This is a genomic window from Burkholderia gladioli (genome assembly GCF_000959725.1).
GTDB classification, from domain to species: Bacteria; Pseudomonadota; Gammaproteobacteria; order Burkholderiales; family Burkholderiaceae; genus Burkholderia; species Burkholderia gladioli.
Genome location: NZ_CP009323.1, coordinates 419,727 through 436,965 on the forward strand (window position 1 = coordinate 419,727; position 17,239 = coordinate 436,965).

The following is a 17,239-nucleotide window of genomic DNA, read 5'->3' on the forward strand; positions in this document are numbered from 1 at the left end:
CCTCTCAATGTTTCAGGCCGCCGTAGCGATCCTCGCGGATCACGCGCGGCGTGATTTCTCGGGGCTCGATCGTCACCGGCTGGTAGACGACGCGCTTTTCCTCCGGGTCGTAACGCATTTCGACGTAGCCCGAGAGCGGGAAGTCCTTGCGGAACGGGTGGCCAATGAAGCCGTAGTCGGTGAGGATGCGGCGCAGGTCCGGGTGGCCTTCGAAGACGATGCCGAACAGGTCGAAGGCCTCGCGCTCGTACCAGTTCGCCGAACTCCAGACCTCGACCATCGAGGCCAGGATCGGCAAGTCGTCGTCGGGTGCGAACACACGCAGGCGCAGGCGCCAGTTGTTGGTGATCGACAGCAGTTGCAGCACCGCCGCGAAGCGGGGGCCGTCGTAGGCGCCGTCGCCATAGGTTTGATAGTCGACGCCGCAGAGGTCGATCAGCTGTTCGAAGCCGAGCTTGCGGTCGTCGCGCAACTGGGTGGCCACCTCGACATAGTCGCGCGCGCGCACGACCAGGGTCAGCTCGCCGATCGCTTCGGTCAGGCTGACCACGCGCTCGCCGAGCGCGGCCTCGAGGTTGGCTTTCAGGGTCTCGATTTTGCTTGCCATATTGTGGGTGCTCGGGACTTTATTGACGGGCGATGGTGCTGGTCCGACGGATCTTCGCTTGCAGCTGGATCACGCCATAGACGAGCGCCTCGGCAGTCGGCGGACACCCTGGCACGTAGACATCGACGGGCACGATACGATCGCAGCCGCGCACGACGGAATAGGAATAGTGATAGTAGCCGCCGCCATTGGCGCACGACCCCATTGAGATCACCCAGCGCGGCTCGGCCATCTGCTCGTAGACGCGGCGCAGCGCCGGTGCCATCTTGTTGCAGAGCGTGCCGGCGACGATCATCACGTCGGACTGGCGCGGACTCGGACGGAACACCACGCCGAACCGATCGAGATCGTAGCGGGCCGCGCCCGCGTGCATCATTTCGACCGCGCAGCATGCGAGACCGAACGTCATCGGCCACAGCGAACCGGTGCGCGTCCAGTTGATCAGTTTGTCAGCCGTGGTGGTGACAAACCCTTCCTTCAAGACCCCTTCGATACTCATTGCTTTCCACTCCTGACAGGCGGCGGAGAGTGGCCGCCTCACGCAAACCGGTGACAAATCCGCCCGTTACTCCCAGTCCAGGCCGCCCTTTCTCCAGATGTAGGCGAAGCCGAACAGGAATTCGAGCAGGAAGATCATCATGGCCATGAAGCCGGGCCAGCCGATGTCGCGGAAGGCGACACCCCATGGAAACAGGAAAGCGGTTTCGAGATCGAAGATGATGAACAGGATGGCGACGAGGTAGTAGCGCACGTCGAACTTCATGCGCGCGTCCTCGAAGGCCTCGAAACCGCACTCGTACGGTGAGTTCTTTTCGCTGTTGGGCTTGTTGGGACCGAGGACCTTGCCAATGCCGACCAATGCCACTCCCAAACCAACGCCCACGATGAGGAACAGCAAGACGGGGTAATAGGCAGCGAGGTTCAAGGCAATCCTCTATCGGTTAGTTCTGATCGTTCCGGAGCATATCACCTTCCGGACAAAGGGTCATTTCGGACTGCACGCTATCCGGGGACAACGCAAATCGGAGCCTGAAATGAAAAATGCCAGCCGCTTGGAAGCTGGCTGGCATTGCGGAATCTTGGTGCCGACGGCGAGACTCGAACTCGCACAGCTTTCGCCACTACCCCCTCAAGATAGCGTGTCTACCAATTTCACCACGTCGGCACTACGGCAACTCGGGAAGAACTGCTGATTCCCGCGAATCGCTTCAAGAATTAAATTCTAACCCGTTTTCTTCTAGCTGATCAACTAGTATCGAGCGCTTTCTTGAATTTTTATTTCGGGACGTCCTGACCCGAACTCGACGCGGCCGAGGCGGCGGCGGGCACGGATGCCGAAGGCGCCGACGCGGCAGCAGCCTGCGAGCCCGCTGCGGCCGATGCCGGCGCCGTGGCCGCGCCGAGCAGGCCGATCGACGGTGCCGACTTGTAGGAACCGAGATAGGTCAGCGCCAGCGTGGCGATGAAGAATATTGTTGCGAGAACCGCGGTGGTACGCGACAGGAAGTTCGCCGAGCCGGTGGCGCCGAACAGGCTGCCCGACGCGCCGCTGCCGAAGGCCGCGCCCATGTCGGCACCCTTGCCGTGCTGGAGCAGCACCAGGCCGATCACGCCGAGCGCAGACAGGATCTGCACCACGATAATCAAAACTTTCAGAAAGGACATCTCATTCACCCGAATTGTGGGACGCTGCGCGCCTCTCGCGCGGCCCCGGATTCACAAACCGACGGCGCCGGCCGCGCGCTTACTGCGCCGCGCGGCAGATCGCCAGGAAATCATTGCTCTTGAGCGACGCGCCGCCGATCAGGCCGCCGTCGATGTCCGGCTGGCCGAACAGTTCGGCCGCATTGTCCGGCTTCACGCTGCCGCCGTACAGCACCGACACCTGCTCGACACCCTTGGCGGCCAGCCGCGAACGCAGGAAGGCGTGCACCTGCTGTGCCTGCTCCGAACTCGCGCTCTTGCCCGTGCCGATCGCCCAGACCGGCTCGTAGGCCACCACGATGCGCGCCGCCTCCTCGGCCGACAGCAGCGCGAGCACCGCGTCGAGCTGCGCGCCGACCACCTGCTCGGTCGCATTCGACTCGCGCTCGGCCAGGGTCTCGCCGACGCAGACGATCGGCGTCAGGCCGGCCGCCAGCGCGCGCTGCGCCTTCACCGCGACCAGGTCGCTCGATTCGCCGTGGTAGGTGCGACGCTCGGAATGGCCGACCAGCGCGTACTTCGCACCGAACTCGGCGATCATCGCCGCCGCCACCTCGCCCGTATAGGCGCCCTGCTCGTGGGCCGACACGTCCTGCGACCCCGCCACCACGCGGCTGCCCTGCAGCAGCTCGCCCACCTGCGCCAGATACGGGAACGGCACGCACACCCCGATCTCGACACCGGCCTGCACGCCCTTCGCGCCCTCGAGCACTTCGTTGAGCAGCGCGCGATTGCCGTCGAGACGGCCGTGCATCTTCCAGTTACCGACTACCCGCTTCACTCGTTGTGTGGACATCGTCTCTCGTATCTCGAACTGAATCCGAACTGATGAATCTCATCAAGGCCGCATCGCCGGCGTCCGCCATCTCGAGAACGAGGACGGCCCCCACCGGCGCAGCAAACCGGCGATTTTACTTCGGCGCGCAAGAACCGGTCAAACCGCGAATGTCAAGCGCTCGCGCCCCATTCGAGCACGATCTTGCCGACATGCTCGCTGCTCTCCATCAGCGCGTGGGCCTGGGCGGCCTCGGACGCCGGCAGCACGCAGTGGATCACCGGGCGCACCGTGCCGGCCTCGATCAGCGGCCAGACGGTTTCCTTCAACTGCGCGGCGATCCGGGCCTTGAACTCGACCGGACGCGGGCGCAGCGTCGAGCCCGTGATGGTGAGCCGCCGGCGCAGGATCTCGCCGAGGCTGACCTCCGCCTTGGCGCCGCCGAGCAGCGCGATCACCACCAGCCGGCCGCCGTCGGCCAGCGCGCTCAGCTCTCGCGGCACATAAGTGCCGGCCACCATGTCCAGGATCACGTCCACGCCGCGGTCGTTGGTCAGCGACTTCACGACGTCGACAAAATCCTCGTTCCGGTAATTGATCGCCCGTTCCGCGCCAAGCGCCTCGCAGGCGCGGCATTTCTCGTCGGTGCCGGCGGTCGCGAACACGCGAAAACCGAGCGCGTGCGCGATCTGGATCGCCGTCACGCCGATCCCGCTGGAGCCGCCCTGCACCAGCAGCGTTTCCTGCTCGCCGCCCTCGCCACGACCGAGCCCGCCGCGATCGAATACGTTGCTCCAGACCGTGAAGAAGGTCTCGGGCAGCGAGGCCGCCTCGACCTCGCTCAGGCCCGCCGGGACCGGCAGGCACTGCGCGAGCGGCGCCGTCGCATACTCGGCATAGCCGCCGCCCGCGAGCAAGGCGCATACGCGATCGCCGAGCGTCAGGCCAAACGGATTCGCGACGCCATCGCCAAATTCGCCGCCGACGATCTCGCCCGCCACTTCCAGCCCGGGCAGGTCCGACGCACCCGCCGGCGGCGCATAGGCACCCTTGCGCTGGAACACGTCCGGGCGATTGATGCCGAACGCGGCCACCTTGATGAGCACTTCGCCGCGCTTCGGATCGGGCCGGGGCCGCTCGACGAGCTTGAGCACGTCGGGCGCGCCGAACTCGGTGATTTCGATCGCTTTCATTTGCGTCGCTCCAAGATAGGGACGGGCCTGCGCCGATTCACGACGCAGGCCCGTCCATCCTGCAGGAAAAACGGCCGGCGCGCTGACGCGGCCGGCCGCTTTCTTTCCGCTTACTGCTGCGGCGCGTCGCCCGACTGGGCCGCTTCGTTCAACAAGGCCTTGGCCGACAGGCGCACACGGCCCTTCTCGTCGACCTGGATCACCTTGACCTTCACGACCTGGCCTTCCTTCAGGTAGTCGTTGATGTCCTTGACACGCTCGTTGACGATTTCCGAGATGTGCAGCAGGCCATCCTTGCCCGGCAGCAGGTTCACGATCGCGCCGAAGTCGAGCAGCTTGAGCACCGCGCCTTCGTAGACCTGGCCGACTTCGATCTCGGCGGTGATCTGCTCGATGCGCTTCTTGGCCTCGGCCATGCCTTCGCTGCTGGTGCTGGCGATGGTCACCACGCCGTCGTCGGAGATGTCGATGGTGGTGCCGGTTTCTTCCGTCAGCGCGCGGATCACCGAACCGCCCTTGCCGATCACGTCGCGGATCTTCTCCGGATTGATCTTGATGGTGATCATGCGCGGCGCGAACTCGGACAGTTGGGTGTTCGCACCCGAGACGGCGCCCTTCATCTTGCCGAGGATATGCAGACGGCCTTCCTTGGCCTGCTCCAGCGCGACCTGCATGATTTCCTTGGTGATGCCCTGGATCTTGATGTCCATCTGCAGGGCCGTCACGCCGGCTTCGGTACCCGCGACCTTGAAGTCCATGTCGCCGAGGTGGTCTTCGTCGCCGAGGATGTCGGTCAGCACCGCGAACTTGTTGCCTTCGAGGATCAGGCCCATCGCGATACCGGCGACGTGCGCCTTCATCGGCACGCCGGCATCCATCAGCGCGAGGCAGCCGCCGCACACCGAGGCCATCGACGAGGAACCGTTCGACTCGGTGATTTCCGAGACGACGCGGATCGAGTAGCCGAATTCCTCGGCGCTCGGCAGGCACGCGACCAGCGCGCGCTTGGCCAGGCGGCCGTGGCCGACTTCGCGGCGCTTGGGCGAGCCGACGCGGCCGGTTTCGCCGGTCGCGAACGGGGGCATGTTGTAGTGGAGCATGAAGCGCTCGCGGTACTCGCCTTCGAGCGCGTCGATGATCTGCTCGTCGCCCTTGGTGCCGAGCGTGGCCACCACCAGCGCCTGCGTCTCGCCGCGCGTGAACAGCGCCGAGCCGTGGGTGCGCGGCAGCACGCCGCTGCGGATCTCGATCGGGCGGACCGTGCGCGTGTCACGGCCGTCGATGCGCGGCTCGCCGTTCAGGATCTGCGAGCGGACGATCTTCGCCTCGATGTCGAACAGCACGTTGCCGACCGTGGCCTTGTCGGCCGGGGTCGTGCCGGCGGCAGCCGCATCGGCTTCCAGCTTGGCCGAGGTGGCGGCGTAGACTTCCTTCAGCTTGGTCGAGCGAGCCTGCTTGTCGCGGATCTGGTAGGCGGCCAGCAGCGGCTCCTGGGCAGCGGCCGTGATGCTGGCGATCAGCGCCTCGTCCTTCGGCGCCGGCTGCCAGTCCCACTCGGGCTTGCCGCCTTCGCGCACCAGCTCGTGGATCGCGTCGATCGCGACCTGCATCTGCTCGTGGCCGAACACCACGGCGCCGAGCATCACGTCTTCCGGCAGTTGCTGCGCTTCCGACTCGACCATCAGCACCGCGCGCTCCGTACCGGCGACCACCAGGTCGAGGCTCGATGCCTTGATCTGCTCGCGCGTCGGGTTCAGCACGTACTGGCTGTCGATGTAGGCCACGCGCGCGGCGCCGACCGGGCCGTTGAACGGCAGGCCGGAGACGGCCAGCGCGGCCGAGGCGCCGATCAGGGCGGGGATGTCGGCCGGCACTTCCGGGTTGATCGACAGCACGTGGATCACGACCTGGACTTCGTTGTAGAAGCCTTCCGGGAACAGCGGGCGCAGCGGACGGTCGATCAGGCGCGAGGTCAGCGTCTCGTGCTCGGACGGACGGCCTTCGCGGCGGAAGAAGCCGCCGGGGATCTTGCCGGCCGAGTAGGTCTTCTCGAGGTAGTCGACGGTCAGCGGGAAGAAGTCCTGGCCCGGCTTCGCGGTCTTGGCGCCCACCACGGTGGCCAGCACCACGGTGTCCTCGACGTCGACGATCACGGCACCGCTCGCCTGACGGGCGATCTCACCCGTTTCGAGACGGACCTTGTGCTGGCCCCACTGGAATTCCTTCACGACTTTATTGAACAGAGACATGGTCGCTCCTTGTTTTGTTCATGGATGGCATGCGCCGCGCGAGAAACACCGCGCGACGACGGTGCGACCTGGCGTGACGGGAAGGAGGTGTGTTTTTTATGCCATTCCAGGGCGTGGCTGGCGCAGGCGAACCGCCGCGCTGGAATGACACAAAGCTCCACCCGGCGCACAGGCCGTTGGGCGACGGTCCGCGACTTCGGACCTGGCGCCCGCGGTACGGGCAACGGCGAGACCTTGCGTACCGCTGAAAAACAAAATGCCTGTATCAGCGGACTGACACAGGCATTGGCGGGGAGGCGAACGTCGCCCGCTTACTTACGCAGACCCAGCTTCTCGATCAGCGCGCGATAGCGGTCGGCATCCTTGCCCTTCAGGTAGTCGAGCAGCTTGCGGCGGCGGCTCACCATGCGCAGCAGGCCGCGGCGGCTGTGGTGATCCTTCGCGTGGGTCTTGAAGTGACCCGTCAGTTCGACGATACGCGCGGTCAGCAGCGCGACCTGGACTTCGGGCGAACCCGTATCGTTGGCGCCACGCGCGAACTGAGCAACAACATCCGACTTCTTGATATCTGCAACCGACATGTGATTTCCTTTCTAGCTAACAGGCGGACACGGAAGAATGGCCGTGCCGTGAAGGCTGTCGTGATTGACAACCGGCCGGCATTGTAGCACAAGTCCCGCGCCCGGCCAGCCCCTCCCCCGCGCCTGCCGCGGCATTGCCCCGGCCGGGCCTCAGGGGCGCGTCATCCGGCAGGTCGACGGCGGCTCGGTGCTCGCGGCCGACAAGGCCAGCACGGTCCGGAAACCGTAACCCGACCCTTCGTTGTCGACACGCACGCCCGGCGTGCCGAGCCGATCCATTTCCATCACGTAAAGGGGCTGGATCGCCTGGTGATCGGACGCACGCAACCGGATCGGGTGGAAGCCGTCGTCGTAGCTCGCGCCTTCCAGCGCCCTGGCCACCGCGGCCGGGTCCGCCGAGCGCGCCCGCGTGATCGCCGCCGCCAGCATCTCCACCATCTCGCTCATGCGCCGCACCGGGTAATCGTCCTGGGCGGCGGGGAAACGGCTCCGGAATTCCCGGTAGAAGGCATCGGAAGCCGCGCCGCCCGCGTTCGGGTGCCAGTCGGCCACGGCGATCACGTGCTTGACGCCGGCCTCGCCGAGCGCGGCAGGCGCGCCGAGACTGTTGCCGTAGAAGGTGTAGAACCTGGCGTCGAGCCCCTGCTCGCGCGCGGCCTTCACCAGCAGGCTCAGGTCGTTGCCCCAGTTGCCGGTGATCACCGCGTCGGCGCCGCTGGCGCGGATCTTGGCGATATAGGGCGTGAAATCCTTGACGCGGCCGATCGGGTGGAATTCGTCGCCGACGATCGCCACGTCGGGCCGGCGCGTCTTCAGTTCCTCGCGCGCCAGCGTGCTCACGTCGTGACCGAAGCTGTAGTCCTGGTTCAGCAGGTAGACGCGCTTCACGCCGCGGTCCTGCGCCAGCACCTGGGTGAGCGCGGCCATCCGCATCCCGGCATGGGCATCGAAGCGGAAATGCCAGAAGCTGCACTGCGCGCCGGTCAGCGCCGGATCGTCGGCGGAGTAATTGAGGAACAGCATGCGCGCATCGGGGCGGCGCGCGTTCTGGCGATCGATCGCGGTGACCAACGCCGCCGCGACCGCCGAACCGTTGCCCTGCGCGATAAAGCCGATATGCCGGTCGGCCGCCACGCGCAGTTGCTGCAGCGCATCCTCGACGCCGCCCTTGCTGTCGAGCACCACCAGCTCCAGCGGATGCGCGCCGTCGGCGAGCATCACGCCGCCGCGCGCGTTGACGCGCTCGATGCCGAAGCGCAGGTTGCGCTCGACGGCCGCGCCGGCGTTGGCAAACGGCCCGGACATGCCCTCCACCAGCGCGATGCGCACCGGCTCGGCCGCCTGCGCGGCAGCACCGGCCGGCGCGGCGGCAGCCATCAGCGAGAGCGCCGCGCAGGCGGCGGCTAAGCGTTTCCATCCGGACATCGGCTGCTTCCTGTCATCGATCGGGAAGCGGATCATACCGGAGCCGGCGCCCGCCGATCGCCGCCCGCCCGGGCCGCGCCGCACCAGCGATGCGCGATGCGAAGCGGCCTCGAGAAATGCGCGCCGCCGCGCGAGCACACGGCTGCGCGTCGTGATACAACAGCGGCATCGCATCCGACGGAGACCAGCATGTTTCGACGACTTCCCGTACTGCTAGCCATCGCGGCCACGCTGCTGGCCGGTTGCGCGCAACCGTGGCAGCGCTTCCAGGCGGGCGAGGACCAGTCGGCGCTGGTCGCCCGGCTCGGGCCACCGAAGGAAATCTACGACCTGCCCGACGGCGGCAAGCGCCTGATGTGGCCGACTCAGCCGATGGGCGAAACCACCACCGCCGCCGATATCGACGCGGCCGGCAAGGTCCGCAACGTGCGCCAGGTCCTGCAGCCGCTCGAGTTCTATCGCGCCGAGATCGGCAAGTGGAAGAAGTCCGACGTGCTGGTCAATTTCGGCCGCCCCGAGGAAACCGCCTACTTCCCGCTGATGAAGCGCGAGGTCTGGACCTATCGTTATCTCGAGGACAACGTCTGGTACATGCTCTACAGCTTCTACTTCGACGACCAGGGCATCCTGCGCCTCACGCAGAAGACGCCGGACCCGCTGCACGATCCCGATCGCCGCGTCGCATTCTGATAATCGAATCACTGTCAATTTCGACAGGATTTACCCAGGCCATTCCAGCTGATAAGCGGAATGGCCTTTTTGTCATCCAGGCATCACGAATTGATTTTCCGGCCGAAAGAATTGCGAAAATAAGCTTCGAATCATTTCGTCACCGAACCGGTCTGTATCGTCACAATTCAATAGGGGCGTCACTTTTCAGGTGATCGAATGCACCGGAATCCGGCAATTCGATTTCCGAAATGGTGCAAAGCCGATTCACCCATCTCGAATTTGAAACAGAATGTTTCAAGGCCTCCACGTATCGAGGCAAACCCCTAATATCCCCAACAAGCTTTCAATCTAGAAAGCATTGCCGATACGGCTGCTCCGGCGCCGTTCGCGATCTCGTTCATTTATGAAGGATTCCTCATGAATCGCGCCAAAACCCTGCTCGCCGCCAACGTCGCCTGGGCGCGGGAAACCGCCGAACGCGCGCCTGGCTTCTTCGAGGCGCTGTCGCAAGGCCAGAATCCGCGCGTGTTGTGGCTGGGCTGCTCGGACAGCCGCGTGCCGGCCGAGGCCATCACGCACAGCGCGCCAGGCGAGCTGTTCGTCCACCGCAATATCGCGAACCTGTTCCACCCGAACGACGACAACAGCGTCAGCGTGCTGGAATACGCGGTGCGCGTTCTCAAGGTCGATCACGTAATCGTTTGCGGGCATTACGGCTGCGGCGGCGTGCGCGCCTCGCTGCTGCCGCCGCCGGCCGACCTGCCGCATGTGGCAAGGCGCATCGCGCCGCTCTGCGCGCTGGCCAGCCGGCATCGCGCCACGTTGGACCAACTGCCCGCCGATACCGCCGCGAATCGCCTGGCCGAACTGAACGTGCTGGAGCAGGTGCGCCTGCTGCGCGAGCACCCGGTGGTGCGCGACAGCCTGCCGGCGCCGCTGGTGCATGGCTGGATCTTCTCGCTGTCGGACGGGCTGCTCAACGTGCTGTCTTCCGGCTACGAGGCGGGCGCGGCGCAGCCTGCCGAAACGGCACCGGCCGCCGCGCATGCGCGGCGCCGCGAGCCCCAGCCCGCCTGACGCACTCGAAACAACACGGCGCGGCCGGCCGCCCAACCCGGCGCCGGTCGCGCCTCCCGCAGCACGCTCCCCAACGCCCCGCCTCGAACCCCATCATGAATTTACGCAACGCCTTCTCCACGTTTCCGCGCGACTTCGTCGCCGGCACCGTCGTGTTCCTGGTCGCGCTGCCGCTCTGCCTGGGCATCGCCAACGCCTCCGGCGTCGAACCCTTCGCGGGCCTGATCTCTGGCATCGTCGGCGGCCTGGTGGTCGCCTTCCTGAGCGGCTCGCCGCTGTCGGTGAGCGGCCCCGCCGCCGGCCTGGTGGTGATCGTCGTCGATGGCATCGCCCAACTCGGCAGCTTTCCCGCCTTCCTGCTCGCGGTGGTCTTGTCGGGCCTGCTGCAGCTCGGTTTCGGCATGCTGCGCGCGGGCCAGTTGGCCGCCTACGTGCCGTCGCCCGTGATCAAGGGCATGCTGGCCGCGATCGGCCTGCTGCTGATCGTCAAGCAGGTGCCCTTCGCGCTCGGCCTGCATGGCGGCACCGCCGCGTTCAGCGCCCATGCGATCGGCGCGGCGCTGATCGCGATCGTCTCGCTGGCCCTGCTGGTGGCCTGGGATTCGAAGGCGCTGCGCCGCTTCGCGCTGGTGCGCAACGTCCCGGCGCCGCTGATCGTGGTGGTGCTCGGCATCGGCGCCACGCTGGTGCTGGGCGCCCTGCTGCCCGCGCTGGCGCCGCCGGCCGAGCATCGCGTGGCGCTGCCCGCGCTCGACTCGCTGGCCTCGCTCGGCGGCGCGCTCAAGAGCGTCGAGCTCGGCCCGCACTACGCCCAGCTCTGGAACCCCGATGTCTGGCGCGTCGCCATCACGCTGGCGATCGTCGCCAGCCTCGAGACCCTGCTCTCGCTCGAGGCGGTCGAGCAGATCGACCCGAAGCGCCGCCCGCCGATGCCGAACCGCGAGCTGAAGGCCCAGGGCGTCGGCAACCTGGTGGCGGGCGCCTTCGGCGGCCTGCCGATCACCTCGGTGATCGTGCGCAGCTCGGTCAACGTCAACGCCGGCGCGCAAAGCCGCCTCTCGGCGGTGGTGCATGGCGCGCTGCTGCTGGTCAGCGTGTTCCTGCTGACCGAGCTGATCAATCTGATCCCGCTCGCCACGCTCGCCGCGATCCTGATCCACACCGGCTTCAAGCTCGCCAAGCCGGCGCTGTTCAAGGCCGTCGCGCAACAGGGGCCGGCCGCCTTCCTGCCCTTCGTCGCGACCGTTGCCGGCGTGCTGGCCATCGACCTGCTGGCCGGGATCGCGCTGGGCATCGTGTGCAGCGTGCTGGCGGTGGCCTTCGCCAACCTGCGCAGCCCGGCCACGCTGGCCCGCCACGACGACCACTACCTGCTGACCTTCCGCAAGGACGTGTCCTTCCTCGGCAAGGTGCAGGTCAAGCACTACCTGCGGCAGATCCCGGATCGTTCGATCGTGATCATCGACGCGACGCGCGCCGACTACATCGACCACGACGTGCGCGAGCTGATCGACGCCTTCATGGCGGATGCGCAGGCACGCGAGATCCTGGTCGACTACCGGCAGCCCACGCGCGCCACGGCCAGGCGCTGGTCGATCTCGATGCTGCGCAGCCCCAGCGCGCAATAAGCGCGGCCCGCAACGACAAAACGCCCCGCCGGCCTTCGGGCCGCGCGGGGCGTTTCATTGCCGATCAACGGCCGGGCAAGCCGGCCGATCGGGCTCAGGAGCGTTGCGGGTTGAGCTTGTCGACGTCCGAGTGCAGCTTGTTGAGCGCCGACAGGTAAGCCTTGGCCGAGGCCGCGACGATGTCCGGGTCGGTGCCGACGCCGTTGACGATGCGCCCGCTCTTGGACAGGCGCACGGTCACCTCGCCCTGCGCCTGGGTGCCGGTGGTGATGGCGTTGACCGAGTACAGCAGCAACTCCGAGCCGCTGCCGACTTCCGTCTCGATCGCGTTCAGCGTCGCGTCGACGGGGCCGTTGCCGCGCGCCTCGCCGGTCACCTCGCCGCCATCGATCGAGAACACCACCTTGGCCTGCGGCTGCTCGCCCGTTTCCGAGCGCTGCGACAGCGACACGAACTTGTAGTGCTCGCGCTCGACCACCGCCGCCTCTTCCGACACGATCGCGATGATGTCCTCGTCGAAGATCTCGGCCTTGCGGTCGGCCAGGTCCTTGAAGCGCATGAAGGCCGCGTTCAGCTCGGTTTCGCTGTCGAGCGAGACGCCCAGCTCCTGCAGGCGCTGCTTGAAGGCGTTGCGGCCCGAGAGCTTGCCCAGCACGATCTTGTTGGCGGTCCAGCCCACGTCTTCCGCGCGCATGATCTCGTAGGTGTCGCGCGCCTTCAGCACGCCATCCTGGTGGATGCCCGAGGCATGGGCGAAGGCGTTGGCGCCCACCACCGCCTTGTTCGGCTGCACCACGAAGCCGGTGATCTGCGAGACCAGCTTCGAGGCCGGCACGATCTGCGTGGTGTCCAGGCCGACGTCGAGACCGAAATAGTCCTTGCGCGTCTTCACCGCCATCACGATCTCCTCGAGCGAGGTATTGCCGGCGCGCTCACCGAGACCGTTGATGGTGCACTCGACCTGGCGCGCGCCGCCGATCTGCACGCCGGCCAGCGAGTTGGCCACGGCCATGCCGAGATCGTTGTGGCAGTGCACCGAGAAGATCGCCTTGTCCGAGTTCGGGATCCGCTCGCGCAGCGTCTTGACCAGGTTGCCGTACAGCTCCGGCACGCCGTAGCCGACCGTGTCGGCGATGTTGATGGTGGTTGCGCCCTCGGCGATCACGGCTTCCAGCACGCGGCAGAGGAAGTCCATGTCGGAGCGGCTGCCGTCTTCCGGCGAGAACTCGACGTTGTCGGTGAACTTGCGCGCGAAACGCACCGCCAGCCGCGCCTGCTCGAACACCTGGTCCGGCGTCATGCGCAGCTTCTTCTCCATGTGCAGCGGGGAGGTGGCGATGAAGGTGTGGATCCGGAAGCTGTTGGCGGGCTTCAGCGCATCGGCGGCGCGCTGGATGTCCTTGTCATTGGCGCGGGCCAGCGAGCAGATCGTGCTGTCCTTGATCAGCCCGGCGATGGTGTGGATCGCGTCGAAATCGCCGTTCGAGCTGGCCGCGAAACCGGCTTCGATCACGTCGACCTTCATCCGTTCGAGCTGCTTGGCGATACGGATCTTTTCTTCCTTCGTCATCGACGCGCCGGGCGATTGCTCGCCGTCACGCAAGGTCGTGTCGAAAATGATCAGCTTGTCTGTCATGGGGAGGCTCCAGGGGGATCTTGTGGGTACGGCAGAAACGATGGAGTTCGCGCCACCGCTGGCGACGCTCAACAACAGACGAGGCTTGACGGAGGGCGAAGACGGTCAGCGCGGCAGGCGCGCTAGCGCTAGTGCGCATAGGGGCGCACCGGCTTGAAGGAGGGAGAGGCGGAGAAATGCGGTCATGCCGAGGAATATAGCGGCATTCCGTAACACGTGCAATCAGACTGCACCCGGAACCTGCCCTGCCCCGCCGAGCCGGCTCCGGACGAAAAAACGGCGACCGGATCAGGGTCGCCGTCTTGCACCGAAATGGGGCTGGTTCGCGGATGATGCGAGGCTCGCCCTCAGTGCTCGCGCTGGGACGAGCGGGCCGGATTGGCGCGGCCGCGGATCGCCATGTAGCCCCAGAACACATAGCCCGACAGGCCATACAGCACGAACAGGCCGAACAGCATCAGCGGCGGATCGGAGGACACCAGCACGAAGGCCACCACCACCAGCAGGATCGCCGCGAACGGCACGCGGTGCCGCACGTCGAGCGCCTTGCCGCTGTAGAACGGCGCGTTCGACACCATGGTCACGCCGGCATAGATGGTCAGCACGAAGGCTACCCAGGGCAGCCAGCCGAGCTTGAGCGGCACGCGGTTGTCGGTGGCCAGCCACACGAAGCCGGCGATCAGCGCGGCCGCGGCCGGGCTCGGCAGGCCCTGGAAGAAGCGCTTGTCGACCACGCCGATATTGGTGTTGAAGCGCGCCAGGCGCAGCGCGGCGCCCGAGCAGTAGACGAAGGCGGCCAGCCACCCCCAGCGGCCCAGGTCCTTCAGCACCCATTCGTACATCACCAGGGCCGGCGCCACGCCGAACGAGACCATGTCGGACAGGCTGTCGAACTGCTCGCCGAAGGCGCTCTGGGTGTGCGTCATGCGCGCCACGCGGCCGTCCATGCCGTCGAGCACCATCGCCACGAAGATCGCGATCGCGGCGATCTCGAAGCGCACGTTCATCGCCTGCACCACCGCGAAGAAGCCGCAGAACAGCGCGGCGGTGGTGAAGGCATTGGGCAGCAGGTAGATGCCGCGGGTGCGCAGGAACTGCTGGCGCGCGGCGCGGCGCGGCTCGACCGACGAATTGTCGGCGCCGAGCACCTTGTTGTGCCGGAACGAGCGCGGCAGGGACTTGCCGTTGCGCGACCGGCGCGGTTTGAATGCAGCCATCGAGCCTCCTGCCGCTTACTGCGGCAATTCAGCAAGAATCGTCGACGATGCGGACACCTTTTCGCCGATCGAGACGCGGGCGCGGCTGCCGATCGGCAGGTACACGTCCACGCGCGAACCGAAGCGGATGAAGCCGTAGCGCTGGCCGCGCGTGAGCGGCTCGCCGTTGCGCACGTAGCAGAGAATGCGCCGCGCCACCAGCCCGGCGATCTGCACCGAGGTGACGATATGGTTGCTGCCGGTGTGGATCACCACCGCGTTGCGCTCGTTCTCGGTCGAGGCCTTGTCGATCGCCGCGTTCAGGAACGCGCCCGGGAAGTATTCGACCTTGGTGATCGCGCCGTCCACCGGCGAGCGCTGCGAGTGAACGTTGAACACGTTCATGAACACGCTGATCTTGAGCGCCTCGCGGTTCGCGTAGGGATCATGCGCGGTTTCCACCGCGACGATGCGCCCGTCGGCCGGGCACAGCACCGCGTTGGCCTCGGTCGGGATCGGTCGGGCCGGATCGCGGAAGAACTGCACCACGAAGACGAGCAACAGCCAGAACGGCCAGGCCAGGCCGAAACCCGCGACTGCATGGATCAACAGCGCGATGACGGCAGCGATCGCGATGAACGGCCAGCCTTCGCGCGCGATGATCGGATGAGGGTAGTTCATGGTGTGATTCGGTGAATTGCAAAGGACGTAGCATAACAAAAGCCGCCCTCGGCACTACGGCCTTCGGGCGGCTTTTCGTTGCCGACCCCGGAAAACCGGGGCCGTCGCTCAGCGAACGCTTAGTTCTTCGACTGGTCGACCAGCTTGTTCTTGGCGATCCAGGGCATCATCGCGCGCAGCTTCGAGCCGACCTGCTCGATCTGGTGCTCGGCCGTCAGGCGGCGGCGCGATTGCAGCGTCGGGGCGCCGGCCTTGTTCTCCAGGATGAAGCTCTTGGCGTATTCGCCGGTCTGGATGTCGGTCAGGACCGCCTTCATGGCCTTCTTGGTCTCTTCCGTGACGATGCGCGGGCCCGTCACGTATTCGCCGTACTCGGCGTTGTTCGAGATCGAGTAGTTCATGTTGGCGATGCCGCCTTCATAGATCAGGTCGACGATCAGCTTGAGCTCATGCAGGCACTCGAAGTAGGCCATTTCCGGCGCGTAGCCGGCTTCGACCAGGGTTTCGAAACCGGCCTTGATCAGGTCGACGGTACCGCCGCACAGCACCGCCTGCTCGCCGAACAGGTCGGTTTCGGTCTCTTCGCGGAAGTTCGTCTCGATGATGCCGGCACGGCCGCCGCCGTTGGCTGCCGCGTACGACAGGGCCACGTCACGCGCCGCGCCCGACTTGTCCTGGGCGACCGCGATCAGGTGCGGCACGCCGCCACCTTGCGAGTAGGTGCCGCGCACCGTGTGGCCCGGGGCCTTCGGAGCGATCATGATGACGTCCAGATCGGCGCGCGGGATCACCTGGCCGTAGTGGACGTTGAAGCCGTGGGCGAAGGCCAGCGCCGCGCCCTGCTTGATGTTGGCGTGCACTTCCTTGGCGTAGACCTCGGCGATCTGCTCGTCGGGCAGCAGCATCATGACCACGTCGGCGCCCTTCACCGCCTCGGCGACTTCCTTGACCGTCAGGCCGGCGTTCTCGGCCTTGCTCCACGACGCGCCACCCTTGCGCAGGCCGACCGTCACGTTCACGCCGCTTTCCTTCAGGTTCAGCGCGTGGGCGTGGCCTTGCGAGCCGTAGCCGATGATGGTGACTTGCTTGCCCTTGATGAGGGAGAGGTCAGCGTCCTTGTCGTAGAAAACTTTCATGATGATTCCTTTCGCTAAATGCAGTGAGTTCGTTCAATGAGTAAGGCTACCGGGGCATGACGGCGCCGCCGGCTTCGTTCGATACGGCCGCATCAGACCTTCAGGATGCGCTCGCCGCGACCGATGCCCGAGCTGCCGGTGCGCACGGTTTCGAGAATCGCCCCCGCGTCCAGCCCCTGGATGAATGCGTCGAGCTTGTCGCTCGCGCCCGTCAATTCGATTGTGTAGGTCTTTTCGGTAACGTCGATGATGCGGCCGCGGAAAATGTCCGCCATCCGCTTCATTTCTTCGCGTTCCTTGCCGACCGCTCGCACCTTGATCAGCATCAGCTCTCGTTCGATGTGGGCACCGTCGGTCAGGTCCACCACTTTCACCACCTCGATCAGGCGGTTCAGATGCTTCGTGATCTGTTCGATCACGTCGTCCGAGCCAATGGAGACGATGGTCAGCCGCGACAGCGAATTGTCTTCGGTCGGTGCCACCGTCAAGGTTTCAATGTTGTAGCCGCGTGCCGAAAACAGGCCGACCACGCGCGAGAGCGCGCCTGGTTCGTTTTCCAGCAGCACGGAGATGATGTGTCTCATGTTCGCTTCTTCCCGATGATGTCTCGACTAATCCAGTTCGAATGCCTGCCGCGCGCCGCCCGGCGCAGCCCGCTCCTCGTGGAAGCGGGCGCCGA

Annotated in this window: 17 protein-coding genes and 1 tRNA gene; 3 read left to right on the forward strand and 15 right to left on the reverse strand. The window is 66.1% G+C overall.

What is annotated here, in order from left to right:
* Window positions 1-4: 4 nt before the first annotated feature.
* The 10 genes from BM43_RS18740 to BM43_RS18785 form a co-directional block, all read right to left on the reverse strand.
* Entirely contained in the window at window positions 5-607 is a 603-nt protein-coding gene (locus BM43_RS18740) for an NADH-quinone oxidoreductase subunit C (protein ID WP_013698864.1), read from the reverse strand.
* Window positions 608-626: 19 nt separating this feature from the next.
* Window positions 627-1,106, reverse strand: a complete 480-nt coding sequence (locus BM43_RS18745) for a NuoB/complex I 20 kDa subunit family protein (protein ID WP_013698865.1) — start codon at window positions 1,104-1,106, stop codon at window positions 627-629.
* 66 nt (window positions 1,107-1,172) lie between these two features.
* The gene (locus BM43_RS18750; protein WP_013698866.1) at window positions 1,173-1,532 is read right to left on the reverse strand and encodes an NADH-quinone oxidoreductase subunit A; all 360 of its coding nucleotides are present in this window, start codon (window positions 1,530-1,532) and stop codon (window positions 1,173-1,175) included.
* A gap of 155 nt (window positions 1,533-1,687) precedes the next feature.
* Window positions 1,688-1,772, reverse strand: a tRNA-Leu gene (locus BM43_RS18755).
* A gap of 110 nt (window positions 1,773-1,882) precedes the next feature.
* On the reverse strand, window positions 1,883-2,272 hold the full coding sequence (gene secG, locus BM43_RS18760; protein WP_017918089.1) for a preprotein translocase subunit SecG: 390 nt from the start codon (window positions 2,270-2,272) through the stop codon (window positions 1,883-1,885).
* A 79-nt stretch (window positions 2,273-2,351) separates the two neighbouring features.
* Complete coding sequence (tpiA, locus tag BM43_RS18765) at window positions 2,352-3,107, reverse strand: triose-phosphate isomerase (protein WP_036049862.1); 756 nt, start codon at window positions 3,105-3,107, stop codon at window positions 2,352-2,354.
* Window positions 3,108-3,259: 152 nt separating this feature from the next.
* On the reverse strand, window positions 3,260-4,279 hold the full coding sequence (locus tag BM43_RS18770; RefSeq protein ID WP_036049859.1) for an NAD(P)H-quinone oxidoreductase: 1,020 nt from the start codon (window positions 4,277-4,279) through the stop codon (window positions 3,260-3,262).
* Between the two features lie 110 nt (window positions 4,280-4,389).
* A complete protein-coding gene (pnp, locus tag BM43_RS18775) occupies window positions 4,390-6,528 on the reverse strand; it encodes a polyribonucleotide nucleotidyltransferase (RefSeq protein ID WP_013698870.1) in 2,139 nt (712 codons plus the stop codon).
* A 311-nt stretch (window positions 6,529-6,839) separates the two neighbouring features.
* Window positions 6,840-7,109 carry a 30S ribosomal protein S15 gene (gene rpsO, locus BM43_RS18780; RefSeq protein WP_013698871.1) on the reverse strand — a complete coding sequence of 90 codons (270 nt, stop codon included), beginning with the start codon at window positions 7,107-7,109 and terminating at the stop codon, window positions 6,840-6,842.
* Window positions 7,110-7,259: 150 nt separating this feature from the next.
* Complete coding sequence (locus BM43_RS18785) at window positions 7,260-8,534, reverse strand: branched-chain amino acid ABC transporter substrate-binding protein (RefSeq protein WP_036053085.1); 1,275 nt, start codon at window positions 8,532-8,534, stop codon at window positions 7,260-7,262.
* Between the two features lie 189 nt (window positions 8,535-8,723).
* Here BM43_RS18785 and BM43_RS18790 point away from each other — a divergent pair, with 189 nt between their 5' ends.
* The 3 genes from BM43_RS18790 to BM43_RS18800 all read left to right on the forward strand — a co-directional run bounded on the left by BM43_RS18790 (window position 8,724) and on the right by BM43_RS18800 (window position 11,911).
* Window positions 8,724-9,224: a hypothetical protein gene (locus BM43_RS18790; protein ID WP_025096470.1), complete on the forward strand. Its 501-nt coding sequence runs from the start codon at window positions 8,724-8,726 to the stop codon at window positions 9,222-9,224.
* A gap of 399 nt (window positions 9,225-9,623) precedes the next feature.
* Complete coding sequence (locus BM43_RS18795; protein ID WP_036049858.1) at window positions 9,624-10,283, forward strand: carbonic anhydrase; 660 nt, start codon at window positions 9,624-9,626, stop codon at window positions 10,281-10,283.
* 92 nt (window positions 10,284-10,375) lie between these two features.
* Window positions 10,376-11,911, forward strand: coding sequence for a SulP family inorganic anion transporter (locus BM43_RS18800; RefSeq protein ID WP_226285138.1), 1,536 nt, complete (start codon window positions 10,376-10,378; stop codon window positions 11,909-11,911).
* 94 nt (window positions 11,912-12,005) lie between these two features.
* Here the strand turns inward: BM43_RS18800 and BM43_RS18805 are convergent, their stop codons facing one another.
* The 5 genes from BM43_RS18805 to ilvN form a co-directional block, all read right to left on the reverse strand.
* Window positions 12,006-13,547 carry a 2-isopropylmalate synthase gene (locus BM43_RS18805; RefSeq protein WP_013698876.1) on the reverse strand — a complete coding sequence of 514 codons (1,542 nt, stop codon included), beginning with the start codon at window positions 13,545-13,547 and terminating at the stop codon, window positions 12,006-12,008.
* Between the two features lie 347 nt (window positions 13,548-13,894).
* Window positions 13,895-14,764 carry a CDP-diacylglycerol--serine O-phosphatidyltransferase gene (gene pssA, locus BM43_RS18810; RefSeq protein WP_013698877.1) on the reverse strand — a complete coding sequence of 290 codons (870 nt, stop codon included), beginning with the start codon at window positions 14,762-14,764 and terminating at the stop codon, window positions 13,895-13,897.
* A gap of 15 nt (window positions 14,765-14,779) precedes the next feature.
* On the reverse strand, window positions 14,780-15,424 hold the full coding sequence (locus BM43_RS18815; protein ID WP_013698878.1) for a phosphatidylserine decarboxylase: 645 nt from the start codon (window positions 15,422-15,424) through the stop codon (window positions 14,780-14,782).
* A 119-nt stretch (window positions 15,425-15,543) separates the two neighbouring features.
* Window positions 15,544-16,560 (reverse strand): ketol-acid reductoisomerase, encoded by a 1,017-nt coding sequence (gene ilvC, locus BM43_RS18820; RefSeq protein ID WP_013698879.1) that lies wholly within the window; start codon window positions 16,558-16,560, stop codon window positions 15,544-15,546.
* A gap of 92 nt (window positions 16,561-16,652) precedes the next feature.
* Window positions 16,653-17,144 carry an acetolactate synthase small subunit gene (gene ilvN / locus BM43_RS18825; RefSeq protein ID WP_013698880.1) on the reverse strand — a complete coding sequence of 164 codons (492 nt, stop codon included), beginning with the start codon at window positions 17,142-17,144 and terminating at the stop codon, window positions 16,653-16,655.
* Window positions 17,145-17,239: the final 95 nt, after the last annotated feature.

What these genes read in the sequence shown, in the direction of transcription:
- BM43_RS18790 (WP_025096470.1), top strand. Translation starts at nt 8,724, where the DNA reads ATGTTTCGACGACTTCCCGTACTGCTAGCCATCGCGGCCACGCTGCTG.
- pssA (WP_013698877.1), bottom strand. Translation starts at nt 14,764, where the DNA reads ATGGCTGCATTCAAACCGCGCCGGTCGCGCAACGGCAAGTCCCTGCCG.
- tpiA (WP_036049862.1), bottom strand. Translation starts at nt 3,107, where the DNA reads ATGTCCACACAACGAGTGAAGCGGGTAGTCGGTAACTGGAAGATGCAC.
- BM43_RS18805 (WP_013698876.1), bottom strand. Translation starts at nt 13,547, where the DNA reads ATGACAGACAAGCTGATCATTTTCGACACGACCTTGCGTGACGGCGAG.
- rpsO (WP_013698871.1), bottom strand. Translation starts at nt 7,109, where the DNA reads ATGTCGGTTGCAGATATCAAGAAGTCGGATGTTGTTGCTCAGTTCGCG.
- BM43_RS18770 (WP_036049859.1), bottom strand. Translation starts at nt 4,279, where the DNA reads ATGAAAGCGATCGAAATCACCGAGTTCGGCGCGCCCGACGTGCTCAAG.
- pnp (WP_013698870.1), bottom strand. Translation starts at nt 6,528, where the DNA reads ATGTCTCTGTTCAATAAAGTCGTGAAGGAATTCCAGTGGGGCCAGCAC.
- ilvC (WP_013698879.1), bottom strand. Translation starts at nt 16,560, where the DNA reads ATGAAAGTTTTCTACGACAAGGACGCTGACCTCTCCCTCATCAAGGGC.
- secG (WP_017918089.1), bottom strand. Translation starts at nt 2,272, where the DNA reads ATGTCCTTTCTGAAAGTTTTGATTATCGTGGTGCAGATCCTGTCTGCG.
- BM43_RS18815 (WP_013698878.1), bottom strand. Translation starts at nt 15,424, where the DNA reads ATGAACTACCCTCATCCGATCATCGCGCGCGAAGGCTGGCCGTTCATC.
- BM43_RS18795 (WP_036049858.1), top strand. Translation starts at nt 9,624, where the DNA reads ATGAATCGCGCCAAAACCCTGCTCGCCGCCAACGTCGCCTGGGCGCGG.
- BM43_RS18745 (WP_013698865.1), bottom strand. Translation starts at nt 1,106, where the DNA reads ATGAGTATCGAAGGGGTCTTGAAGGAAGGGTTTGTCACCACCACGGCT.
- BM43_RS18740 (WP_013698864.1), bottom strand. Translation starts at nt 607, where the DNA reads ATGGCAAGCAAAATCGAGACCCTGAAAGCCAACCTCGAGGCCGCGCTC.
- BM43_RS18785 (WP_036053085.1), bottom strand. Translation starts at nt 8,534, where the DNA reads ATGTCCGGATGGAAACGCTTAGCCGCCGCCTGCGCGGCGCTCTCGCTG.
- ilvN (WP_013698880.1), bottom strand. Translation starts at nt 17,144, where the DNA reads ATGAGACACATCATCTCCGTGCTGCTGGAAAACGAACCAGGCGCGCTC.